A 21710-nucleotide genomic window follows, 5' to 3' on the forward strand; every position below is an offset into this window, starting at 1 on the left:
CGACCCGGGTGGTGACGGCCACGACCTTTAACATGGCCCGAGCCGGGGCGCCCGGGGCGCGGTTTATGTATTTGGCAGGTTCAACGTCCCAATTCCTACATCGTCGCGCCCTGGCAGCCGCGGAACCGCCACTCTCGCCCAGTCGGGCGTGGGTAGATAAATACCGGTCCGCTCTACTTGGCCAGCGGAGAGGACGGTTCCAGGATCTTGCCGTCCCGGCTGTCCTGCCAGTCGGCGTGGTCCGCACCAACGGCGGCCCCCGCGACCGCACCTAAGTGATCGGTTCCGCGACCTCCGGAAAGTTAGTTTCGACTTCCGGTCTTTCACGATCGGCAGGAATTCGACCACCACCGGAGAGAGACACCATGATGACGAAAACGCGCCGGATGGCGACCATTTTGACAATTCTCGTACTCGGGATCGGCAGTGTCTTCGCCGCACCCGCGTCGGCCGGGACCGCGTCGTCCACCACCGCGCAGGCCACGTGCACCGGGTCCGGCTCGTGCTGGTTCACCTGGGGCCCCATCAGAGCAGGGGACTGCACGATGGACGGCGCGAAATGGACGCTGTTCCCGAACGGCAGTGCTTCGTTCGAGGCGAAGATCGTCAGCAGCGACAGCAACGATGCCTGGCTGATGTGGGTGAACCTGCTGGACAGCGCCGGTGTCGTGCTGGGACCCATCCACCACGGCGGTGATCCGAAGTTCGTCAAGGGCACGGTCAAGAACCAGTGGCACTGGTGGTTCGACGCCGGGTCCTTCGACGCCCGGCTGTTCGACCGGGTCAACAGCATGCGGATGACCAGCCACTGCTGACCACCCGGGCGTGCGCGGTCGGGCCGGACCCCGCACGCCCGGTGAGTCAGATGGGTTCGGGGGCGCGACTCGGATCCCGTTCGGGCACTTTCGCTTCGACACGCTCCATCAGCAGCGCGAACGACATGACCAGCAGCGGGATCACCATCACCATCCACATGATCTTCCTGGTACCCGGATCGGGCGCCGGGCAATCGCTTCCTTCGGTTGTTTCACCCTGGTGCCGACAGTGCTCGCTCACCAGGGGATGACTTCAGCGAGTGAATCCGGGCCGCGGAAGACGCCGGAGGGGCCGTCCACGGGGATCGTCGCGAGGAGGACGGGAACGGCCGCGCCCTCGGCCGCGGTGCGGTGCCCGCGGGGGAACGGCGCCCCGGCGTTCTGGTCCGTCGGCACCATGCCGGGGCTGGCGGCGTTGACCTTGACGCCGTCGGCGCGGAGGGTTTCGGCGTAGAGCAGGGTCAAGGCGTTGAGCGCGGCTTTGGACGAGCTGTAGGCGAGGAATCCTTCGGTGGGCAGCGGAATCTCCGGATCGCTCAGCAGGGTGAGGGACGCGAGGCCGCTCGACAGGTTGACCACACGCGGGTTGGGGGAGTGGCGCAGCAAGGGCAGGCAGGCCGAGATCATCGTGACGACACCGAAAACGTTGACCTCGTACACTTCGCGCAGGTGTGCGGCCGTGAAGTCGGTGGTGCGGAGACCCCATTCGCTGGTGATGCCGGCGTTGTTGACCAGGACGTCGAGTCTGCCGGTCTCGGCCTCGATCGTCCCGACCGCCGCCGCCACGGACGCTTCGTCGGTGACGTCGAGCGGGACGGTCCGGATGCCCGGTCCGGCCGCGCCGTTCTGTCCCGGATCCCGCGCGCCGACGTAGACGGTGAGCCCGCGCGCGGCCAGCTGCCGGACGATCTCCTGGCCGATGCCTTTGCCGCCGCCGGTGACGAGCGCGACTTCGTGGGGATGCATTCCCCCACCCCAGCCGACCTCGTGCCCGAACAGAAGCACCGATCCGGTGTGCGCGCCCTACCCTGGCGGTATGCCGGATCCGGAGATCCGCGAGCTGCGCTATTTCCGCGCCGTCGCCGAAGACCTGAACATCACCCGCGCGGCCCGGCGTCTCGGCATCGCGCAACCTCCGCTTTCGCGGGCCATCCGCGGGCTCGAACGCCGGATCGGCGCGGAACTGTTCGACCGCGGCGGGCGGCGGTTGGCGCTGACCCCCGCCGGGGAGACCCTTTTCGCCGAGTCGGCCAAGGTCCTCGCCGCCTTGGACGTCGCCGTTCGCCGGACGCGGCGGGCCGGGAACGCGCTGGTGGTGACCGCCAAGCCCGGAGTGGCCACCCGGCTGCTGCACCGCGTCCGCGAACGTTTCCGGGAGGATCCGGCCGAGACGGAGATCCGCGTGGTGGTGAGCGGGTTCGGTGAACAGGCCCAGCTGGTCCGCGACGGACGGGCAGATCTGGCGATCGCCGCCTGCGTGGACGGTGACGGCCTCGAAACCGAACTCCTGGCGACCGAACCGCGCGTCGCCGCGCTCGCCGTCGATCACGAGCTCGCCGGTCGCGACGTGCTCGACGTCGCCGATCTGATCACCGAGCCCGCTCCGCGCTGGGCGGATTCGCGGGTCGTCGACAGCGGCCACTGGCTGGGCCATTCCGATCGCCGGTCCGACGGCCCGGTCGTCCGCGACACCGCCCAGCTGCTGGAGGTCGTCTCCCTAGGACAGGCCGTGGCACTGGTGCCCGTCTCGCTGGCCGCCGTGAACGTCCGCCCGGACGTCGTCTACCGGCCGGTCGGCGATGCGACGCCGTATCGGACCTTGGCGCTCTGGCGCTCGGGGAGCCGGTCGCCCTCGATCGCCAGGTTCCTCAGGATCGCCGCCGAACACGTGCCGGAATAAGGATCGACAGGTCAGCGGCGCTTGCCTGATCGTCCCGCTCCGGTTGGCCGATCGTCCCCGACAGTGTCGGATCCAGGCGGGAAGCACCGCGTGAGCCGTAGTTTGGTGTTTGTCGCACAAAAAGCGCGGTGGGGAGGAAAGCTGATGGTGTCGGGGATTGCGAGACCTCCGTCGATGTCACCGAGACGGGCGAGGTTCGTACGGAACTGGACCGGCAGGCTGGTCGCGTTCGGCGAGTTCATCGACGGCTACGACCTGCTCGTCATCGGCGCCGCCGTTTTGTTCCTCAAGCCGTCGTTCCATCTCACCGCGTTCCAGGTCGGCCTGGTGACCGCGACGGCCTTCGTGGGTACGGCGCTCGGTCTGGTGGTCTTCGGTGACCTGTCCGACCGATTCGGCCGCCGGGTGATCTTCATGATCAATCTGGTGGTCTTCGTGGTGGCGTCCCTCGCCGCCGCGTTCGTCCAGGACGTGTGGCAATTGGTCGCGGCCAGATTCGTGCTCGGTCTCGCGGTGGGTATGGACATCCCGACCTCGCACGCGTTCCTCACCGAGATCGCGCCCAAGACCCGGCGAGGCCGGATCGCGGGCAGTTTGCCCAACATGATGTGGCTGTCCGGCGCGGTCACGTCGGTGCTGCTCGCGCTGGCGCTTCAGCCGTTGTTCGGAAACGAGACCTGGCGGTGGCTGTTCGGCCTGGCCGCGTTGCCCGCGGCCGCGGTGCTGGTGGCGAGGCAGTTCCTGCCGGAGTCGCCCCGGTGGCTGAGCGCGCGCGGCCGCGGGGAAGAAGCACAGCGGATCTACGACGCACTCGGGCTGGACCCGCCGAAGCGCGAGGTTTCGGAGAAGCGCAGTTACCGGATGCTGGTTTCCGGTGGTGCGTGGCGACGGCTGGCGACGGTCACGGCGTTCTTCGCCATCCAGGCTTTCGGTGGCGCGGTGGCGACGGTCGCGGGACCGTTGATCATCAGCAGTACCGGCATCGGGGTCTCCAACACCCTGTACTTCTCCCTGCTGGGTTTCGTGGTGGGCTTGGTCGCCGTCGTGGCGGGCGCCGCGATCATCGACCGGGTCGACCGACGACGGCTGGGCGTGTGGACGTGCCTCGGCGTGTTCGCCGCCGGGGTGGGCATCGCGTTCACCGGCGAGCGGGCAGGCGTCGGCCTGGTCGCGTTCTGGGTCGTGTACGCCATGCTGACCTGGCTCGGCCCTGGCGTGTTGTCCTGGGTGTGGAGCACCGAAGCCTTCCCCACCTCGCTGCGTGGCCTCGGATCCGGGATCGCGCAGTGCGTGACCCGGCTCGCGATCGCGCTCAACGTGTTCCTGGCGCCCATGCTGGCGCAGAAGTACGGAATCACGATCGTCGCTTGGTACGCCTGCGCGTTCTTGGTCAGCGCCGTGATCGTGCTGGTGTCGCCGTGGCTGGCCACCACCGGTGTCGAGCTCGAAGAGACCAACGGTGTCGAGTCCGGAAAGCCGGTGTGAAGATGAACGACCCAGGCCTCAGCGGGACCCGGCCGCGTCAGGCCCGGCAGGCCAACACGGCTGCCGTGCTTCAGCTGCTCGCCCAGGGCGGCCCGCTGGCGCGCGGTGACATCGCGAAGGAGCTGTCCCTCAATCACGGCAGCGTCAGCAGGATCATCGAGCCCTTGCTGGCCGCCGGCGTCGTTCGTGAGCTCGCCGAGCAGTCCACCGGGGTCGGCAGGCCCCGGGTACCGGTGGAACTGGACTCGTCCAGCCGGTACGCGGTCGGCGTGCACCTCGGTCTCGAACGGACCACGGCCGGACTGATCGACCTGGCCGGTCACTGCGTCCGGACGCTCGCCGAGAACCGTGATCCGGCGGACAGCGTCGCCACCCTGCGGCACGCCGCGGACCTGGCGGCGGAGATGGCGGGTTCCGCGCCGGGCCCGGTGCTGGGCATCGGTGTGACCGCCGGCGGTGAGGTGGACCGTCAGACCGGTCGGGTCGTGCGCAACGACGTGCTGGGCTGGACCGACGTCCGGGTGTCCGGCCCGTTGCGGGAGCGGACCGGGCTCGACGTCGTGGTGGACGGCAACGTGTCCGCTCTGCTGGGCGCCGAGCTCACCTTCGGCGCCGGACTGGGTCGTCACAACGTGTCGTACCTTTTCGTCGGCAACGTCGCCGAGACAGGGTTCCTCAGCCGAGGAGGGGGTACGAGCTCGAACGGCATCATCCAAGGCGGCTTCGGCCGCCTCCTGGTGCCCGGCCTCACCGATGGTGGTCACGGGCGCTTCGGCGAACGCGGGACGGACGTGGCGTTGCTCGCCGCGGCTCGGTCCGCAGGAGTCGCGGCGACCTCGCTGACGGACCTGATCCGCCTGGCGGACACGGACACGGACACGGTCGCGAGCGGGCTTCTCGAGGCGCGCAGCGCCCAGGTGGCTCTGGTGGCCGACACGGTGTACGACCTGATGCGGCCGGACATGATCATCCTCGGCGGTAGCGGCGCGCCCTCGGACCGATGGCTCGAAGCGGTACGCGATCGCGTCGAGACGACTCCGCCGCACACGCTGGTCCGGCCACGGTCCCGAGGCAACCCCCTGGTCACGGCCGCGGCGGGACTCGTCGTGCGCGCCTTCTTCACCAAGGGGACGGCCGAATGGATCGCGTGAGCGGGGTGGTGGTGCTCGGCGGCGCGGGCGGTATCGGCTCGGCCGTGGTGAGCGAACTGCTGGGGGAGGGGCGACCGGTGGTGGCCGTGGACATCGCGCCACCACCACCGGAACACGCCGATGTGCCGTGGATCCAGGGCGACGCGACCGATCCGGCCGTGGTCGGCGCCGCGTTCGACACCCTCGGCAGCGTGACCGGCTTGGTGCACTGCCTGCTGAGCGAGCATCGCGCCCCCTTCACCGAACAGACGACGGACGCGCTGCGCAGGGTGCTGGACGTCGGTGCGGTGTCCGCGCTGGAGCCGTTGCAGCAGCTGATCGGCCGTGCCGGGGGACGGCCGTGCGCCGCGGTACTGGTCAGTTCGATCCACGCGGGCCTGGCCTGGGGCGGGCAGGCACCGTACGCGATGGCCAAGGCCGCGCTGGAGGCGCTCGGCCGCGCCGCCGCCGTGGAACTCGGACCGCGCGGGCTGCGGTGCAACGTCGTCCGGCCGGGGTTCGTCAAGGTGCCGCGTAACGCGCATCGCTGGCAGGACGCGGCCACCCGCGACGCGCTGACCGGGCTGCAGCCACTCGGCGAGCTCGCCGAGCCGGAGGACGTCGCGCGCGTGATCGCCTTCCTCCTCGGCGATCGGGCCAGGTTCGTGTCCGGTGAGACCGTCACCGTGGACGGCGCGATGACCGCCGCGCTACCCGAGCCGCCGGCACCGCCTACTCGGCGGAGGCGAGAGTGAGCCGGTCGTTCTCGGCTCAGTCCCAGCCGGGAACCTCGCCGTTGTGCCGGTAACTGCTCGGTGGCATGCCGAACTCGCGGCGGAACGCGCGGCTGAAGTGGAACTGGTCGACGTAGCCGACGGTGACGGCGACAGCGGCGACGGACATTCCCGTGCCGGTCAGCAGCCGGGCCGCGCGGTGCAGGCGGTGGGCGCGCACCGCCTGCATGGGACTGTGGCCGGTGGTCCTCGCGTAGAGGTGACTGAAGCGCGATGGTGACAGCCCGGCGAGGGCGGCGAGCGAGTTCACGGTGTGCGGGGCCTCCGGTGTCTCGGCGATGAGCCGCCGCACGCGGGCGATGCGCGGGTCAGGGCCTGAATGTGCGGCGGGAGCACCGGCGAGGTCGGCCAGGCGCACGATTTCTTCGAGCGCGCACAGGGCGAGGGCCTGCTGTTCGGGGCGGGTGGCGAAAGCCGGGAGCCGGACCGGCGACGGCGGGATGTGATCACCGGTGAGCCGGGCGTAACGGTAGAGCCGGTCGAAAGCGGCGTCGATCGCCTCCGCGGCGCCACTCGCCGTCGGCGTCAGATGACGACTCGCCCCGAGCCAGTTTCCCTGTGGTGCCCGGAAATGTGCCCACTGCAGCGACCATTCCCCGGCGCCGGGCGCGACTCCGTAGGTGTGCCGTACGCCGGGTTCGATCAGCACGAGCTGCCCCGCGCCGGTGGTCAGGGCTGTGTCCCCGTGCTGCACGGCGCCGCGCCCCCGCGTCGTCCACATGAGCAGCCAGCTCGGCGAGCCGGTCGGCCGGATCGCCTCGAAGCGCTTGGTGAAGGTGCTCTCGCCGACGACGAGCAACCCGGCCGGAGGCGAGGGCGTCGCAGCAGGATCTGTCATCTCCCCGGCAGGTTCAGCCATGTCCGCGATGACCCGTCCTTCCTACAGTCGAATCCGTCGGGACCCCCACAGCGGAGGCAGAACATGAAGCAGTTGATCGATTCCAGCGACATCGTCGACGACGTCGCGGCGCTGCGGGAGCGCATGTCCGAGGACGGTTACCTCTACTTCCCCGGTCTGCTGCCCAGCGACTACGTCACCGGTGTTCGCGCCGACCTCGCGGCCGTGCTGCACGACAGCAGGTGGCTGGCCTCCGGCACCGAGCCGCACGAGCTGCGGGCGTCGGACCGGGCGGTCGAGGAGGGCAAGTCCACCTTTTTCGGCATGTACTCCGCCGTGCAGGCGACGCAGTCCTTCCACGAACTCAGCGAACGGGAGGAACTGCGCGGCCTGGCACAGCGGCTGCTCGGCGAGGAGGTCTTCTGCCACCCGATGCACATCGCCCGCATCACGGCGCCGACGCCGAGGGCCACCCCCACGCCCGCTCACCAGGACTACCGCCTCATCCAGGGCGCGGTCGACACCCTGACCATGTGGATCCCGCTCGCCGACTGTCCCGCCGACGCCGGCGGGCTGGAGGTCCTCGCCGGGTCGCACAAGCTCGGCGTGCTCGGGGTGTCCCGGGCCGAAGGCCCCGGCGGGGTCACCGCGGAGGTGGAGGGCAGCGGCCTGGACGACTGGCGCAGCACCCACTTCGGCCAAGGGGACGTGCTCATGTTCAGCAGCCTCACCGTGCACGGGGCCCGCCCCAACCTCAGCGACCGGCTGCGGTTGTCGGCGGACATCCGGTGGCAGGCGAGGTCGGAACCGGCCGCCTTCATCGACGGCTACGAGCCGTTCCGGCCGCACTTCCACCCCGACGTGCCCGACTGGCCCACCCTGACCCGGGGCTGGACCTCGACGACCAGCGTCGAGATCCCGGAGGGGCTGACCTATGTCCGCAAGTTCGACTCGATGAGCGAACACGTGCCGACCCCTCCGTCCCGGTTCAGGTGAGCTAGCGGGGCCGGACCCGGTCGAGTTTCGGCGGCCGGACCGGCGACTTCGCCTCCAGGTACTTCCAGAGCGCGTCCGCACCGGAGTAGATGCTCCGATCCTGTTTCCTGGCATCGAAAAGCGCCGTGAACCCGGGTGTGGCGTTGCGGGCGAAGAAGTTGTTGGCCAGCGTCGCGATCCGGTACTCGCGGCCGGCCTTCACCGGCTTCCCGTCGATCCGGATCTTCTTGATGTCGACGTGCTGCCCGAGTGGAGCGTCGGGGTCGTAGGTGTAGGACACGTTGCCGGAAACGGCCATGTGCCGATACGTCACGGCACCATCGGCCCCCCGCTGCCATTGACTCTCGATCAACTCGTCGAGTTTCTCGCCGGTCACCGTCCCGCGGACGACGGCCGGGCCGATGCCGTTCTCGTAGACCGTGCCGAAGACCAGCTCGGAGAAGAGCACCCGTCCCGGTGCGTCCGCGGGATTGGCCGGATTGGGGGCGAAAGATATGTCGCGCAACAAGATTCCCGGCATCGCGACCGCGAGATCGGCCCGTCCGTCCTTGTTGGCCGCCCAGAGGAACGCGTCGGCGGTGACGTTGCCGAGCGTGGACTCCTCGTCGGTGCCGGAGGCGCGGGTGAGATCGCCAATGACCTTGGCGACCCGCTGGTCACCCCGCGCGGGAAGCCGGTCCTTCCAGTACTTCGCCATCCGCCGCACCTCGGGATCCGGTGCGACGTCACGGGTGTTGGCATGGCTGACCGACTTCGTCCGGTCCCGGCGGACATCGCCGGTCGCCGGGTCCAGCTCCAGGTTGATCTCGTTGATCAGCCTGCCGTGGTTCGCCGCGTCCACCACCGGGCGGGGAACACCGGCCGGGTCGGGCAGCATGCAGTTCACCAGCGCGTGCCAGTGCCCGCCGACGATGGCGTCCACCGCCGGGCTGATCTGCTTGTTCATGTCGGCGAGCGGGCCGAACGGTGCGGTGCAGTCGTTGTACCCGGCCCCGTTCGCTTGCGAGAACCCTTCGTGCACAACGGCGACGATGGCCTGAACGCCCCGGCCGCGCAGCTCCTCGGCATAGCGGTTGATCGTCTCCGCCTCGGGCAGGAATTTCAGTTCGCTCGGCCAGTAGGAGAGCTGCTCTTCCGGCGTGTGGGTGGTCGTGGCGTGGATGAATCCCACCGGGAGCGTGCCGCCGCGACCGTCGTCGACCTGCCGCACGTGGTACGGCTTGACCAGCGGCCTGCCGGTGGCTTCGTGCACCACGTTCGCGGAGTAGTAGTCGAAGTCCGCGCCCTGGAAGCGTTTCCCGGTCGAGTCGGTGAAGCAGAGGTCACGGTCGGGGCGGCCTTGGCAGGTGCCCTTCATCATGTGCTCGAGATAGGCCGGTTTCCGGTCGATCTCGTGGTTGCCCACGGTGGAGAACTCGACGCCGATCATGTTCATGTACTCGATCGTCGGCTCGTTCCAGAACCACGCGGTCTCCGACGGCCAGCCGGAGAAGTCGTCGCCCGCGGAGAACAGTACGGAGTTCTTCGGTGCGCGCAGCCGGTCGAGGTGCGAGGCGAGATACGCCCCGCCGCCGACGGTTTGCGCTGGTTCACCGGCCCGCGAGCCGGGCACGGTCGTGGTGTATTCGCCGAAGTAGCCGTGCAGGTCGGTGATCGACAGCAGCTGCACGGGCACCCCGGGCGCGGGCTCGGCCGTCGCGGCCGGTGCCGGTGAGACGGCCAGCAAAGCGGCGGTGGCGATCGCCGCCGCGCGCCGTCTCTTGGGTGATGCGGACATGGGTGACCTCCTCACTTCTCGGGTTTGAGCAGGGCGTTGCCTTGTTTGACAGCCTCCCCGGCGGCGTCGGGGACCTTGACCGATCCGAGGTACATGTCGTTGAAGATCTGGTTGATTTTGGGTTCCGCCGCGGCGAAGCCGGACACGATCGGGAAGTTCACCGTCTTGCCGCGCGCCTCGTCCAGGAACGGCTGGGTGTCGATGCCCTTGGCCTTCCAATGCTCGACGTAGCGCGGGGCGAGGTCGTTGATGGCAGGGAAGACATAGCCGCCCTCGGCCATGATCGTCTGCGCCTGCGGGGTGGCCAGGAACGACACGAGCTGCTTGGCCTGCTCGGGATGGTCGCTGCGGGAGTAGACCGCCTCGCCGAGACCGTTGATGATCACGACGCGACCCGCCTTGCCCGCGGGAAGCGACGCGGTGCCGATCGGGAAGGCCGAGCCGGGGGCGACGAAGGGGAGTAGCGCGTTGTTGGCCGGGAAGACCGCGACCTCGCCACGCTGGAACATCTCGGTCGCGCGGCCGGCGGGCGGGTTGGTCTGGTCGGCGGGCGGGGACACGTGCCACTTCTTGATCAGGTCGACGCCCCACTGCAGTGCCTCGACCGAAGCGGGCTCGTTGAAGTTGAACGCGCCGTAGGGCTTGGTGATCGTCGTGCCGCCGTTGCTCGGGATCCAGTTCAGCCACTGGGTGCCCGAGTGGTTCCAGGAGGCGAAGCCCCACCGCTTGACCTTGGCCGGATCGAAGCCGGGTTCATCGGGGTGCTTGCCGTTCACGTCGACGGTGAGCTTCCGCATCAGCGGCAGGAACGTCCCGGACCCGTCGGGCGCCCAGGTCAGCGGCTCGGTGGGCATCTCGACGCCGGCTTCGGCGAAGACCTGCTTGTTGTAGAGCATCCCCGGTACGCCCCAGTCCTTGGGAACGGCGTACATCTTTCCCTTGTAGGTAAAGGAATCTACGACATTGGGGTGGTACTTGTCCTTGGCCAGGCCGGACTGCTCGACGGCGTCGGAGACGTCCATCAACGCGCCCTGCGTCGCCAGTTCGGGGAAGTTCGCGGGCGTCATCCAGAACACGTCGGGCGCGGTACCGGAGACCATCTCGGTGACGAGCTTGGTCCAGTATTGGTCGTACGGCTGAAGCTCGATCTTGACGTCGATGTCGGGGTGTTTTTCCTTGAACGCCGCGAAGACCTTCTCGTAGCCCTTCTGCTGCTGCTCGTCCCAGATCCGGTAGGTCAGTGTCGTCTTGCCGTCGCCGCTGCCGCCGCACGCGGCGACCAGCCCGACCAGCGCGCCGACGGTCAGCGCGCTGAGCGTCTTCCGCCGGAAAGCCGAGAGTTTCATGGGGACACTCCTTTGTGTCACTTGAGTCCGGTCAGGGCGACCGACCGGACGATGTAGCGCTGGAAGAAGACGAAGACGAGCAGCATCGGCAGCAACGTGAGCAGGCTGCCCGCCATCATCCGGGTGTAGTCGATGCCGATCTCCGAGCGCAGGGCGGCGATCGCGACGGTGACCACGCGGGTGTCCTCGCTGCTGGTGATGATCAGCGGCCACAGGAAGTTGTTCCAGGACGAGATCACCGTGACGATCGCCAGCGTGGCCAGGATCGGCCTGCTCATCGGCAGGATGATCCGCCACAGGATGGTCAGGTGCCCCGCGCCGTCCACTCGCGCGGCTTCCTCGATCTCGCGCGGGATGCTGCGGAAGAACTGGCGCATCAGGAAAATCCCGTACGGCGTGCCGAAGACGTACGGCGCGACGAGCCCGTACCAGCTGTTCACCAGGTCCAGTTCACGCATGATCAGGAACAGCGGGATCAGGGTCACCACGTTCGGCACCATCAGGGTGGCCAGGTACAGCCAGAACAGCGAGTTGCGGCCCCGGAATTCCAAACGCGCGAACGCATACGCCGCCAGCGTGGTGAAGATCAGCTGCCCGGCGGTGAGGACGGTGACGAAGATGAAGGTGTTGAGGATGGACTGCGCGAAGTCCGAGCTCAGGAGCGCGCCGAGGTTCTCCAGCGTCGGTGAGGACGGCGGCGCCCACGGTGCCGCCTGGAAGAGCTCATCGCGCGGTTTCAACGCGGTCGAGACGATCAGCCAGTACGGGAAGACCGACATGACCGCCCCGAGGATCAGCGTCGCGTAGAGGGTGGCGCGGCGGGAGGGCCGCCTTCGCCGGGTGGTGGTGGACACGGTCGGCCCCTCTCAGGTCAGGTCGTAGGTCGTGGTGCGGTTGAAGTACCGGACCTGCGCCATGGTGACCGCGAGGATGATCAGGAACAGCACCATCGCGATGGCGGAGGCGTAGCCGAAATCGAACTGCCGGAAAGCGGTCTGGTAGATCGTGTAGTTGATGACCTCGGTGCTGTTGGCGGGTCCGCCGTTGGTCATCACGAAAACGGTGTCGAAGACCTGGAACGAGCCGATCACGTTGGTGACGAGGACGAAGAACAGCGTCGGGCGCAACAGCGGCAGCGTGATCGAGAAGAACTGCCGGACCGTCGACGCCCCGTCCAGCGAGGCCGCCTGGTAGTAATCCTTCGGGATGGACTGCAGCCCGGCGAGGAAGAACAGCATGTTGTAGCCCGCGAACTGCCACACCTGCGTCGCCGCCACCGAGGGCAGCGCGAGGCTCGCCGAGGACAGCCAGCTCGGCCCGTCGATCCCGAAGATTCCCAGGAAGGTGTTGACCGCGCCGTTGGCCGGGTCGAAGATCCAACCCCACACCAGGCCCATCACCACCGGCGTCGCCATCCAGGGCAGGACGAACATCGCGCGAAAGATCTTCACGCCGCGCACCCGCTGGTTGAGCAGCAGCGCGAGCAACAGCGCCAGCACCGTCTGCACCGGGATGGTCAGGACGACGTAGGCGATGGTCACCAGCAGCGAGTGGCCGATCCCGCCGTCGGCGAAGAGCCGCTCGTAGTTGGCCAGCCCGACGAACTCCGGTGTGGCCAGCAGTTTCCAGTCGAACAGGCTCAGCCCGGCGACGATCAGTACCGGCAGCAACAGGAACGCGACGACGCCGAACAGGCTCGGGGCCACGAAGGCGTATGCCGTCAGGGTTTCCCGGACCCGCCGCCGACGTCCCCGTGGTGGCGCCTGCCGGGTCGGGACCGGTGGCGGCGAGGTCGGCACCGTGAGGATCTGAGCCATGGCGGACTCCCTTCCGGAGAGATCAGGCGGGACCGGTTGACGGCGTGAGCAGCTCGCGGGTGCGAGTGGCTCCCCATTCGTCGAGGTCGGCGAGGCGATCGCTCGAACACCTCCACCCACCGCTGGAGGCCACGTGATCCGCCCAGCCGGCGCGGTCTTCCACGCGCGGGGAGACCAGCAGGCAGTCGGGATCGTTGACCCACAACCGGCCGTGCATGAACTCCCGCGCGGCCCCGGCCAGCCGCGCGCCGAGCTGCGAGGGCTGGCTGACGTCCCCGGACTCGGGTTCGACGGCGACCGCGGTGTCCGGGCTGACCCGCATGGCGTCGACGAGTCCCACACTGGGCAGCAGCGGTGCCCCGCAACCGAGAACGGTCGAGTCCGGCCCGACCGCCTCGCGGATGATCCGCATCCCCGCCACGTAGGCGTCGTGCCCCGACACGTCGGCGTGCCGCGCGCCGGGGTGTGCTCCGGCGTAGATGTAGTCGATCTTGAAGAAGGAAAACCCAGTCGCCACAAGGGATCTGAACACGCCTCCGAGATGCTCGGCCGCGCCGGGGTGTGTCACGTCGAGCACCGCGATGTCCCGGTCCCACTCGCGCATCGCGGGGGTGTCCCGCACCAGCCAGTCCGGATGCTCTGTCGCCACCCGGCTGTCGGCGGCTACGAAGAACGGCGTCAGCCAGATTCCCGCGCGCCGCCCGGTGTCGGCGACACGTTTCGTCACTCCCTCAAGGGATCCGAAGCCCGGACGGATGTCGAGCCAGTCCCCGATGGCGCTCTGGTAGCCGTCGTCGAGCTGGATGATCTCCAGCGGCAGCTCCAGTCGTTCGGCGTGCGCCAGGGTGTCGGCGATGTCCTGCTCGGTGACCTTGTTCCAGTGCCCGTACCAGCTGCTCCACCCCGGGCCGAGCGGACGGACCGCCTTCACACCACCGGCGGCCGCCACCTCTTCGGCCCAGGCGACGAGCGCGCGCGGGAGGTCGGCGTGCTGGGTCTCCCGGACAGCGCCCAGGCTGGAGACGACGAGCCGGTCCCCGAGCGCCTGAACCCGGATGGACGGGACTTCGGCGGAGTGATCCACCGCGGACCACGACCGCACCGGGCCGCCGTCACCCGGGTCGATCACGATGAGCCCCTCGCCCTGGAAGCCGGACTCCGGCATCGGCCGGTCGAAGCGGAAGCAGCTCGCCGCGATCTGCGCCGAGGACGGCCGGGGCGAGGTCGTGTCGCCCGGGTAGGTGCCGGTGGGACTCCAGGACTGCCAGCCCTGCTCGAAGACGCGTGCCCGGGCGGGCACGCAGGCGACCTCGGCGATCGGAAGGTACATCGTCGTCCCTTCGTGATGGTTTTCGTTTGTTTATGCGCATACTGTGCCTGAAATGTGCACTATGTGCTTACTCTAGATGTTGAATGAGCAGAAAAAAACATTTGCACGCAGACAAGGAGGCAGTGACAATGAGCCACGACGACGCGCGAGAGCGGGCGGCGCACCTCGTTCCCCAGCCGCACTCGGTGCTGCTCGGTGCGGGGGTGCTCCGGCTTCCGGCCGAACTCCCGGTGCGCCTGGACGTGCCGGTGGAGGAACGGGCGGCGGTCCTGCGGGCGCTCGCGCTGCTGCCCATGGCCGGCAAGGTCGTCACCGAACGCGCGGTTCTGCAGGTGGTGCTCCGCGCGGGCGCGACCCCTCCCGAGGGTTACGTGCTCGACGTGACCGAGGCCGGCGTGACCATCACCGCGGCGGACCGTTCCGGTGTCGTGTATGCCGTGCAGACCCTGCGCCAGGTCCTTCCCGACGCCGCACACCGGCAAGTCGCGCCGTCGGACATCGTGTGGGTCGCGCCGGTCGTCCGCGTCGAGGACAGCCCACGATTCCGCTGGCGCGGAATGCTCCTCGACGTCGCCCGGCACTTCCTGCCCAAGCGGGAGGTGCTGCGCCACCTCGACCTGATGAGCGGGCACAAGCTGAACACCTTGCACCTGCACCTCAGTGACGACCAGGGCTGGCGGGTGGAGAGCCTTCGTTTCCCGCGCCTGCACGAAGTCGGCAGCTGGCGCGCGACGAGCCAGGTCAGCCACTACTCCGACGAGGTCGTCCACGACGGCACACCGCACGGCGGCTACTACACCCGCGACGACCTCGCCGAGATCGTCGCCTACGCGGCTGATCGCGCGATCACGGTCGTCCCGGAGATCGGCGTTCCCGGCCACACCGGCGCTTTGCTGGCCGCCTACCCGGAGTTCGGGTCCCCGGCCGTGCCGGATCGTGCGGTGCACACGAACTGGGGTGTGCACGACGCGCTCCTGGCTCCGTCGGAACGGTCCCTGGAGTTCCTGCGCCTCCTGTTCGACGAGCTGCTCCCGCTGTTCCCTTCTCCTTACGTGCACGTGGGTGGCGACGAGTCCGTCCTGCGGGCGTGGGACGACGACCCGGTGGTGCGTGCGTTCGCCGACGAGCGGAAGCTTTCCGGGAGCGCCGAGATCTTCGCCGCCCTGATGGCCGAAGTGCGGCAGATGCTGGCCGAGCACGGCAAAACACCGATCACGTGGGACGACAGCTTCGCCGCGCAAGGAACCGCCGCCGACGCGGAATCGACCACCACGCTGGTCATGGCGTGGCGTGGCGCGGAGGTCGCCCGCCGGGCCGCGGCGGCTGGTCACGACGTCGTGCTCTCCCCGGTCATGCCGACCTACTTCGACTACTTCCAGGAGGCCCACCCCGACGAGCCGCTCGCGATCGGCGGCCCGGTCACCCTCGGCGACGTCATCTCGTGGGAACCGATCCCGCCGGACTGGTCCGAGGACGAAAGTGCTCGTGTACAAGGGATCCAGTGTCAGATGTGGACCGAGTTCGTCGAGGATCCACGACTGGTCGACTACCTCCTGTACCCGCGAACCTGTGCCTTCGCGGAGATCGCTTGGGCGTCCCGCGCGCAGGATCTCCACCGGAGGCTGCCCCGCCACCTCGACCGGCTGGCGGCGGCCGGAGTCGAGTTCCGCCCGCTGACCGGCCCGGCGCCATGGCAGCGCGGCGGCACCGGCACGCGAGCCCATCGCGCCGGGGTCCCGATGGCCGAGCGCCTCGCGAACTACGCCGAAGCGGCCGCGACCGGAACCGTGGCGGACATTCCCGACGTGTAAGGAATCCCGCACGCGGTGACGGTGCACAGACGCCGTCACCGCGTCGGAGTCCGGATCGCTCGGGCGAGGTCCAGCGCGTCGACGTGATGCGGGTCCTCGGCCAGCAGCGCGGCCAGCCGGTCACCCGCGCGTGCGTGCTGCCCATCGAGAATGTCGAGCTGTGCCCGCAAAAAGTGGACTCGGCGCAGCTGCGCGGCGGCCGGGTCCTCGGTGAACAGCAACATCGACGGCAGCGAAGTCGCGAAGTAGTCCACGGCCGCCGGGCTCGCCTCCAACGTGTCGCAGAAGGCCCGCAATGCCTCGGTGAGCCGGTCGGCTTCCTCGGTGCGGCCAAGCCTGCGCAGCGCGAGAATCGAAGAGTAGGTCGCCTCGGAGTAGGGCTGGGTACTCATCCCCAGGAAGTCGCCCTGCTGTGCGGCGGCCAGCTCCCACGCCGCCCGATCGCCCAGCAGATCACCCCGCGTCAGGTGCAGCCGCGCGGTGTTCGCGAGCGGATGCCTTGCTTCGCTGAGGGATTCCGGTGGCGCGAGCGCGTCGTCCACTGTGGATTGCGAGAGGCACAGCCGGTCCCACACGCGCAGCACATCGCCCTCGCCGCCCTCCCACGGTTGGAAGGTGCGGCCGAGCAGCAGTTCGCGGGCCTCGTCGAGCCGGTCGGCGGTGATCAGCAGGTGCGCGAGCTCGATGGTGGCGTCGTCCCGAGTCTCGACAAGGGCGCGGTTCCGCAGGAGCCAGGCCAGTCGTTGCCCGGGCGGCACGCCGAGCCTCGCGCTGAGCTGGTCACGCTCGAAGATCAACCTGGCGTCTTCCCCCGCGACGGCGAGCGCGGTGTCGTAGGCCGCGCATGCCTGGTCGGCGTCACCGAGATGGTTGAAGGCCGCGAGTCCCAGATTCCGCCACACCACGGGATCGTCCGGGTCGATCGCCGCCGCGGCATTCCAGGCCGCGCACGCGTCATCAGGGCGTCCGTTGGCGTAGAGCCAGTGTCCGAGCAGCGCGCGGGCTCGCGCGTCCGTGTCGTCGGAGTTCGCCGCACGCTCCACCATCAACGCGTCGTCCAACCGTGAAGGAAAGCACCACGTCGCGTCGAGAGTTTGCGCCCTCACAAGGGCTTCGCGCGCCTCGTGGTCTCTGCCGAGCTCGCGCAGCACTTCGGCTCGGTAGTACTCCAGCAACGGTCCGGCCGCTGTCTGTCCGATCGCGCGACCCCCTTCCCGCTCGCGGGCGACGTCGAGCACCCGCAGCGCCGCATCGTGCTCACCGACGCCGATGTACTCCAGCGCGATGTCAAGGCAGGTCTGCGCGTCCGTGGTGAGAGGAAGGCCGAGCAGATCGCGTGTCCACCAGTCCAGGGGATCAAGCGCATGGGTGGCTTCGGCGAGTTCTGCCGCTTGCTCGTCCTTTCCGTTACGGCGCAACACGATCACCCGGAGCGCACGGGCTTGCAGGTGCTCCGGCTCGGTGCGCAGCACATCCTGAAGCCTGGCCAGCGCTTCCTTGTTCCGCCCGTGTGCGGCGTCGATGCGCGCCATGCGATAGCCCGCCGGTGCCCGCCACGCACGCGCCCAGGAGCCGGCCCCGTAGGCGTCGTACGCCTCGTCGGCCCGGCCGAGTCGCTCCAGCACGAGACCGAGGCAGTACAGCGCTGTCGTGTCGACAGGGTTGGGGTTCAACGTCGTCAGCCGGGAAACGGCCACCCGCAGTAGCCTCTCGGCTTCCGCGAAGTCACCACGCTGATACGCGCGCCCGGCGAGTCCGACATTGGCCGCGACATGCGAGGAATCGCGGCGCAACGCCTCACGCCAGTACAGCTCCGGCGAGCGCGTCGCGTGCCGGTACTGATCGAGGTGCGCGCCGATCACGGCCAGCTCTTCCACGGTCGGCACGTCCTCGGGCGCGGCGGGCTCGCGTGCCGGGGTGACTTGATCGTCCGCGCCGGCGACCAGGGAATCCCACTCCACCAGCAGTTCGTCACCGTGGCGGACGCGCAGCAAGAGTCGATCAGCGGGCTGAGTAAGCGGGATGCTCTCCTGGAAGGGCCTGCCCGGTGCGATGTCGGCGCGCACCTCGGCGATCTGGGTCCCGGCGCCATCGACGAGCGACAAACGGCAGCCGGGGCGGTCGGCCGTCACCGCGACTCCGACCCGCGCGCTCGTTTCCCGGAGGTCCACCCGCACCGCGGCGTCCACGGTCGCCGCCTGTACCGGACCGATCTCCTGAATCGGATACCAGAACTGGGAAAACACCTTCGTCTCCCCGGGGGCGATGAAGGAGAAGTCCGGCTGGTTGTCGGTGAAGACGCCGGCCATCAACTCGACATAGGCCGAACCGTCGTCGGTCAGATTGCGGCCCCACGCGTCACCGAACTCCGAAGCGCCCCAGGTCCACTGCTTCTTCCCGACGGCGATCTGCCGATCGGCGACGTGCACGAACCCGGCCCGCGCGGCATGGTCATAGCCGCCGAAGAACGTTTCCTTGCTGCCCACGCACATGTACGAGGTCGGCACCGGGATGTTGCGGTACCAGTCGAGGCGGTCGCCGCGGACCGGCAGGTCACCGGCGACCGTGTCGATCTCGTCGTGCCGGGCCGGGTAGTCGACCCCGTAGTAGGCCCGATCCGCGGCGGGGAAGCCGGTCGTCGCCCGCTTGGCGTGATCGGCGACCACTCGCACGTCCCGGGGGAAGAACGACTGGTAGTTCTCATCCGCTCGCGCGGCGATGTTGGTCCACCACAGGAACGTCCGCGTCCGCTCGCAGCGGTTGTACAGCCGGACCCGCAACTCCAGGACGGCGCTGCCGGGCCGCATCCGGACGCCGTGCATCCCCTTCATCCGGTCGAAGGGGTCGTGGTCGGAGCACCACACGGTCACGGCGCCATCGGGCTCGTGCTCGATCTCGACGTCGGACGGCAGGAACGTGGCGGGACGATGGTGCTGCGGCCAGTTGAACTCGACTCCGCCGGAGATCCACGGGCCGGTCAGGCCGACGAGAGCGGGCTTGATCACCGGGTTGCGGTAGAAGAAGTCGTAGTTCCGGGTGCGGTCGAAAGCGACGTGGATGCGGCCTCCGAGCTCGGGCAGCACCATCAGCCGGAGCCAGCGGTTCTCCAGGTGCACCGCGTCCCACTCCACCGGAGCCTTCACCCGGCTGATCCGGTCATGGAACGGCAGTGGGTACACCCGCCCGGAGGAGCCCTGGTAGACGCGCCGGTCCAGGTAGGCGGGATATCGGTCGGGCGCCTCGGGAAGGTAGCTGTCGATCATCACCCCCTCCCGCCACGCCGCGACCCCGGTCTCGGCATACTCGGCGGGGCGGGTCGGCAGGATCAGCGTCGATTCACCCTGTGACATGCGGCAACGCTATGCCCGGGCACCCGTTCGGCGGGATGGCCGAATCGACCGAGTCACCTGGACGATTCGACGGCCGGCTGTACGGTGTGGGGATGCTGCTGCCCGATGGCTTCCCAGGTCAGCGGTTGCGTGTGCTGCCGCGGCCGCTGGTGGCGTCGGCCCTGCGCAGAGCTCCGACCTCGGGCCTGCTCGTCACCGACGCCGGGTACTTCCCGAGCGCGGCCAACCACGGCATGCATCGCCCGCGCAGCACACCGGAAGCCATCGTGATCGTCTGCACCGACGGGGTCGGGCACTGCGAGGTCGACGGCAACGTGAGCGTCATCAGGCCGGGAAACGCTCTGGTCCTGCCCCCATCCCGCCCGCATTTCTACTGGGCGGATTCGCGCGACCCCTGGACGATCTGGTGGCTGCACGCCGCGGGCTCGCAGGTCTCGGAGCTGCTCTCGGTCGTCTCTCCAGACGGGGGAGAAGCCGTCATCGAAGTGCGCGACGCTTACCGGGCCGTCTCGGCGATCGACGACGCCATCGCCTTCCTCGAACGGGACGAGACCTTCCCTCACCTCATCTCGGCTTCCGGCGCGGGATGGACCCTGCTGGCGCAGCTGGCCGCGGACGCGCTGACCGAAGCCCACCAGCCCACCGAGCCGGTTCGTCAGGCGCTGGAGTATCTGCGGCACAACTTCGCGAAGCCGGTGGTCGTCAAAGAGCTGGCGCGCACGGCGGGCCTGTCTCCCTCGCACTTCGCGGCCCTGTTCCGGATGGCGGCGGGCTGCGGCGTGGTCGAATACGCCAAGCGCCTGAGGATGGCCCGAGCGCGCGAGCTGCTGGCCACCACGTCCCGCGACATCTCCGAGATCGCCAGGACCATCGGCTACAACGACGCGTTCTACTTCTCGCGCACTTTCCGGAGAGAACACGGTTGCAGCCCCAGCGAGTACCGACTCGGGAAGAACTAGCCGTCGCGGGTTTCGACGCAGTAGCTCGTTCGCGGATTCCGTCGAACGTACACCGGCTGGCTGAACGTCATCCTTGTGCGTCGTGAACCGCTGCGGTCTTCGGTGCTGCTACACGGACGTCCGCTCCCACGCGCCGATCATCACGGTTAACCTCACCCGAGTGGACGACACAAGCGAATTCCGCCTGGATAGGGCCACCTCCACGGCCCGGGTACGGACCGCGCGAGCGCTGTGGGAGGCGACCGGCGACGACGAGTACGTGTCCGAAGTGGCCGCGGTACTGGAGAGCCTCGGCGAGCGGGACGCTCGGGTGGCGGCGGCCGAAGCGCTGCGGGAGTTGCCGATCACCCCGCGTTCGCTGGCCGCGTTACACCGGGGAATGTCGGACCCGGATCCGCTGGTGCGTCACCGCAGCGGCGAAAGTCTGCTCGGACTGGCCGGACAACCACCCGACCTCACGGCCGACGGCAGGTCCGCGCAGGTCGCCGGCGCCGATCCGGCTGCTTGGCGTGCCGTTGCCGATGAGGTGCTCGGTGCGTTCGGCACGCGGTCCGCGGGGGTCTACGGCGACCGGGCGAGTTTCGCGGTGGAGCTGGGGCCTGCCGACTATGTCGCGCCTCATCACCGGGTCGCGAGGGTGTTCCTGGCCGGCGTCCGGCTGGCCGGTCCGGAGAGACCGCATGTGCCGTCCCTGCGCAATGTCGGCGTGTACACGACCTATCCCGATCGAGTGCCCGACTATCCGAATCTGCGCGCCACCCTGGAACAGCTGGGGTTCGGCGGGTTGCCTGAGCCGATCGCCCTTGACGAGGTCGCGACCGCGGCGACCCTGGACGCGGTTGCCGCGGCCCTCGACTTCGACTTCGACGTTTCCCGTTGGTGCGTGACGGAAATCCTGGTCGGCGACCGGTCACGTATCGCATTGGAGATCGGACCGGCCGACCCTGGCGGCGATCGGTTGCGTGTCTGCACGTTGTGGCTGGACGGTGCGATCGCGACTCCGTTCGACAACATGGCGTACGTGCCGCAGTTCGTCCACTCGCTGCGGTTGGACGCCGCCCGCTATCGGGCCGGGCGGTCACCGGACTTCGCCTACTGGGGTCCGACCACCGACGACCTGGACGCGGAGTTGCACTCCGACGGCACACTCCGGTACCGGCTGCGTTCACGGATCGAGCAGGTCGGCGACCGCGAAGGCGTGGTGCGGCTGAGCATCGAGGAGATCGTCGCCGTCTTGGAGGAAGCCGCCGACGTGCTGAGTCGAGACGGTTGAAGGGCTCTTCCGGTTTCACGTCCCGGCTTCGGTGAGCGGGTCAGGCCAGCTGATCCACTGCAACGAGGCGGAGTTCGGCAGTGTAGGTG

Annotated in this window: 17 protein-coding genes; 9 read left to right on the top strand and 8 right to left on the bottom strand. The window is 68.9% G+C overall.

The features are described from left to right. Window positions 1–365: 365 nt before the first annotated feature. Window positions 366–815 carry a DUF6294 family protein gene (locus tag ACFWMR_RS17915; protein ID WP_378379137.1) on the top strand — a complete coding sequence of 150 codons (450 nt, stop codon included), beginning with the start codon at window positions 366–368 and terminating at the stop codon, window positions 813–815. A 237-nt stretch (window positions 816–1052) separates the two neighbouring features. Here ACFWMR_RS17915 and ACFWMR_RS17920 read toward each other — a convergent pair whose 3' ends face one another. Beyond that, window positions 1053–1781 carry an SDR family NAD(P)-dependent oxidoreductase gene (locus ACFWMR_RS17920; protein ID WP_378379138.1) on the bottom strand — a complete coding sequence of 243 codons (729 nt, stop codon included), beginning with the start codon at window positions 1779–1781 and terminating at the stop codon, window positions 1053–1055. A 70-nt stretch (window positions 1782–1851) separates the two neighbouring features. On the opposite strand from ACFWMR_RS17920, the gene ACFWMR_RS17925 reads away from it, so the two are divergent. The 4 genes from ACFWMR_RS17925 (at window position 1852) to ACFWMR_RS17940 (ending at window position 6085) form a co-directional block, all read left to right on the top strand. Further along, complete coding sequence (locus ACFWMR_RS17925; protein ID WP_378379139.1) at window positions 1852–2715, top strand: LysR family transcriptional regulator; 864 nt, start codon at window positions 1852–1854, stop codon at window positions 2713–2715. Window positions 2716–2889: 174 nt separating this feature from the next. After that, window positions 2890–4200: an MFS transporter gene (locus ACFWMR_RS17930; RefSeq protein WP_378379140.1), complete on the top strand. Its 1311-nt coding sequence runs from the start codon at window positions 2890–2892 to the stop codon at window positions 4198–4200. 2 nt (window positions 4201–4202) lie between these two features. Further along, window positions 4203–5351 (top strand): ROK family transcriptional regulator, encoded by a 1149-nt coding sequence (locus ACFWMR_RS17935; RefSeq protein WP_378379141.1) that lies wholly within the window; start codon window positions 4203–4205, stop codon window positions 5349–5351. Next, on the top strand, window positions 5339–6085 hold the full coding sequence (locus ACFWMR_RS17940; protein WP_378379142.1) for an SDR family NAD(P)-dependent oxidoreductase: 747 nt from the start codon (window positions 5339–5341) through the stop codon (window positions 6083–6085). Before ACFWMR_RS17935 ends, ACFWMR_RS17940 begins: the two co-directional genes overlap by 13 nt. A 16-nt stretch (window positions 6086–6101) precedes the next feature. Here ACFWMR_RS17940 and ACFWMR_RS17945 read toward each other — a convergent pair whose 3' ends face one another. Next, window positions 6102–6962 carry a helix-turn-helix domain-containing protein gene (locus ACFWMR_RS17945; RefSeq protein ID WP_378379144.1) on the bottom strand — a complete coding sequence of 287 codons (861 nt, stop codon included), beginning with the start codon at window positions 6960–6962 and terminating at the stop codon, window positions 6102–6104. A gap of 84 nt (window positions 6963–7046) precedes the next feature. Between ACFWMR_RS17945 and ACFWMR_RS17950 the strand changes: the two genes are divergently transcribed. Next, window positions 7047–7958, top strand: coding sequence for a phytanoyl-CoA dioxygenase family protein (locus ACFWMR_RS17950; RefSeq protein ID WP_378379145.1), 912 nt, complete (start codon window positions 7047–7049; stop codon window positions 7956–7958). 1 nt (window position 7959) lies between these two features. Here ACFWMR_RS17950 and ACFWMR_RS17955 read toward each other — a convergent pair whose 3' ends face one another. The 5 genes from ACFWMR_RS17955 to ACFWMR_RS17975 are packed head-to-tail and all read right to left on the bottom strand — an operon-like array spanning window position 7960 to window position 14228. Next, on the bottom strand, window positions 7960–9735 hold the full coding sequence (locus ACFWMR_RS17955; protein ID WP_378379146.1) for a bifunctional metallophosphatase/5'-nucleotidase: 1776 nt from the start codon (window positions 9733–9735) through the stop codon (window positions 7960–7962). A gap of 11 nt (window positions 9736–9746) precedes the next feature. Continuing rightward, window positions 9747–11081: an ABC transporter substrate-binding protein gene (locus ACFWMR_RS17960; protein ID WP_378379147.1), complete on the bottom strand. Its 1335-nt coding sequence runs from the start codon at window positions 11079–11081 to the stop codon at window positions 9747–9749. Window positions 11082–11098: 17 nt separating this feature from the next. Then, a complete protein-coding gene (locus tag ACFWMR_RS17965; protein WP_378379148.1) occupies window positions 11099–11935 on the bottom strand; it encodes a carbohydrate ABC transporter permease in 837 nt (278 codons plus the stop codon). Between the two features lie 12 nt (window positions 11936–11947). After that, window positions 11948–12898 (bottom strand): carbohydrate ABC transporter permease, encoded by a 951-nt coding sequence (locus tag ACFWMR_RS17970; protein WP_378379149.1) that lies wholly within the window; start codon window positions 12896–12898, stop codon window positions 11948–11950. 22 nt (window positions 12899–12920) lie between these two features. Beyond that, entirely contained in the window at window positions 12921–14228 is a 1308-nt protein-coding gene (locus ACFWMR_RS17975) for a glycoside hydrolase family 36 protein (protein ID WP_378379150.1), read from the bottom strand. A 128-nt stretch (window positions 14229–14356) separates the two neighbouring features. Between ACFWMR_RS17975 and ACFWMR_RS17980 the strand changes: the two genes are divergently transcribed. Continuing rightward, window positions 14357–16039 carry a beta-N-acetylhexosaminidase gene (locus ACFWMR_RS17980; RefSeq protein ID WP_378379151.1) on the top strand — a complete coding sequence of 561 codons (1683 nt, stop codon included), beginning with the start codon at window positions 14357–14359 and terminating at the stop codon, window positions 16037–16039. A 35-nt stretch (window positions 16040–16074) separates the two neighbouring features. Here ACFWMR_RS17980 and ACFWMR_RS17985 read toward each other — a convergent pair whose 3' ends face one another. Next, a complete protein-coding gene (locus tag ACFWMR_RS17985; RefSeq protein ID WP_378379152.1) occupies window positions 16075–19389 on the bottom strand; it encodes a DUF5107 domain-containing protein in 3315 nt (1104 codons plus the stop codon). A gap of 92 nt (window positions 19390–19481) precedes the next feature. On the opposite strand from ACFWMR_RS17985, the gene ACFWMR_RS17990 reads away from it, so the two are divergent. Both ACFWMR_RS17990 and ACFWMR_RS17995 read left to right on the top strand, forming a co-directional pair. Further along, window positions 19482–20348 (top strand): AraC family transcriptional regulator, encoded by an 867-nt coding sequence (locus ACFWMR_RS17990; RefSeq protein WP_378379153.1) that lies wholly within the window; start codon window positions 19482–19484, stop codon window positions 20346–20348. A 160-nt stretch (window positions 20349–20508) separates the two neighbouring features. Beyond that, a complete protein-coding gene (locus ACFWMR_RS17995; RefSeq protein ID WP_378379155.1) occupies window positions 20509–21621 on the top strand; it encodes a hypothetical protein in 1113 nt (370 codons plus the stop codon). The last annotated feature ends 89 nt before the right edge of the window (window positions 21622–21710 follow it).

Origin of the sequence: Amycolatopsis thailandensis (genome assembly GCF_042723255.1) — a bacterium.
In the GTDB taxonomy this organism is placed as follows: Bacteria; Actinomycetota; Actinomycetes; order Mycobacteriales; family Pseudonocardiaceae; genus Amycolatopsis; species Amycolatopsis thailandensis.

Bases quoted from the DNA above. Each gene is read 5' to 3' on its own strand.
- ACFWMR_RS17915 (WP_378379137.1), top strand. From the start codon at position 366: ATGATGACGAAAACGCGCCGGATGGCGACCATTTTGACAATTCTCGTA.
- ACFWMR_RS17920 (WP_378379138.1), bottom strand. From the start codon at position 1,781: ATGCATCCCCACGAAGTCGCGCTCGTCACCGGCGGCGGCAAAGGCATC.
- ACFWMR_RS17925 (WP_378379139.1), top strand. From the start codon at position 1,852: ATGCCGGATCCGGAGATCCGCGAGCTGCGCTATTTCCGCGCCGTCGCC.
- ACFWMR_RS17930 (WP_378379140.1), top strand. From the start codon at position 2,890: ATGTCACCGAGACGGGCGAGGTTCGTACGGAACTGGACCGGCAGGCTG.
- ACFWMR_RS17935 (WP_378379141.1), top strand. From the start codon at position 4,203: ATGAACGACCCAGGCCTCAGCGGGACCCGGCCGCGTCAGGCCCGGCAG.
- ACFWMR_RS17940 (WP_378379142.1), top strand. From the start codon at position 5,339: ATGGATCGCGTGAGCGGGGTGGTGGTGCTCGGCGGCGCGGGCGGTATC.
- ACFWMR_RS17945 (WP_378379144.1), bottom strand. From the start codon at position 6,962: ATGACAGATCCTGCTGCGACGCCCTCGCCTCCGGCCGGGTTGCTCGTC.
- ACFWMR_RS17950 (WP_378379145.1), top strand. From the start codon at position 7,047: ATGAAGCAGTTGATCGATTCCAGCGACATCGTCGACGACGTCGCGGCG.
- ACFWMR_RS17955 (WP_378379146.1), bottom strand. From the start codon at position 9,735: ATGTCCGCATCACCCAAGAGACGGCGCGCGGCGGCGATCGCCACCGCC.
- ACFWMR_RS17960 (WP_378379147.1), bottom strand. From the start codon at position 11,081: ATGAAACTCTCGGCTTTCCGGCGGAAGACGCTCAGCGCGCTGACCGTC.
- ACFWMR_RS17970 (WP_378379149.1), bottom strand. From the start codon at position 12,898: ATGGCTCAGATCCTCACGGTGCCGACCTCGCCGCCACCGGTCCCGACC.
- ACFWMR_RS17975 (WP_378379150.1), bottom strand. From the start codon at position 14,228: ATGTACCTTCCGATCGCCGAGGTCGCCTGCGTGCCCGCCCGGGCACGC.
- ACFWMR_RS17980 (WP_378379151.1), top strand. From the start codon at position 14,357: ATGAGCCACGACGACGCGCGAGAGCGGGCGGCGCACCTCGTTCCCCAG.
- ACFWMR_RS17985 (WP_378379152.1), bottom strand. From the start codon at position 19,389: ATGTCACAGGGTGAATCGACGCTGATCCTGCCGACCCGCCCCGCCGAG.
- ACFWMR_RS17990 (WP_378379153.1), top strand. From the start codon at position 19,482: ATGCTGCTGCCCGATGGCTTCCCAGGTCAGCGGTTGCGTGTGCTGCCG.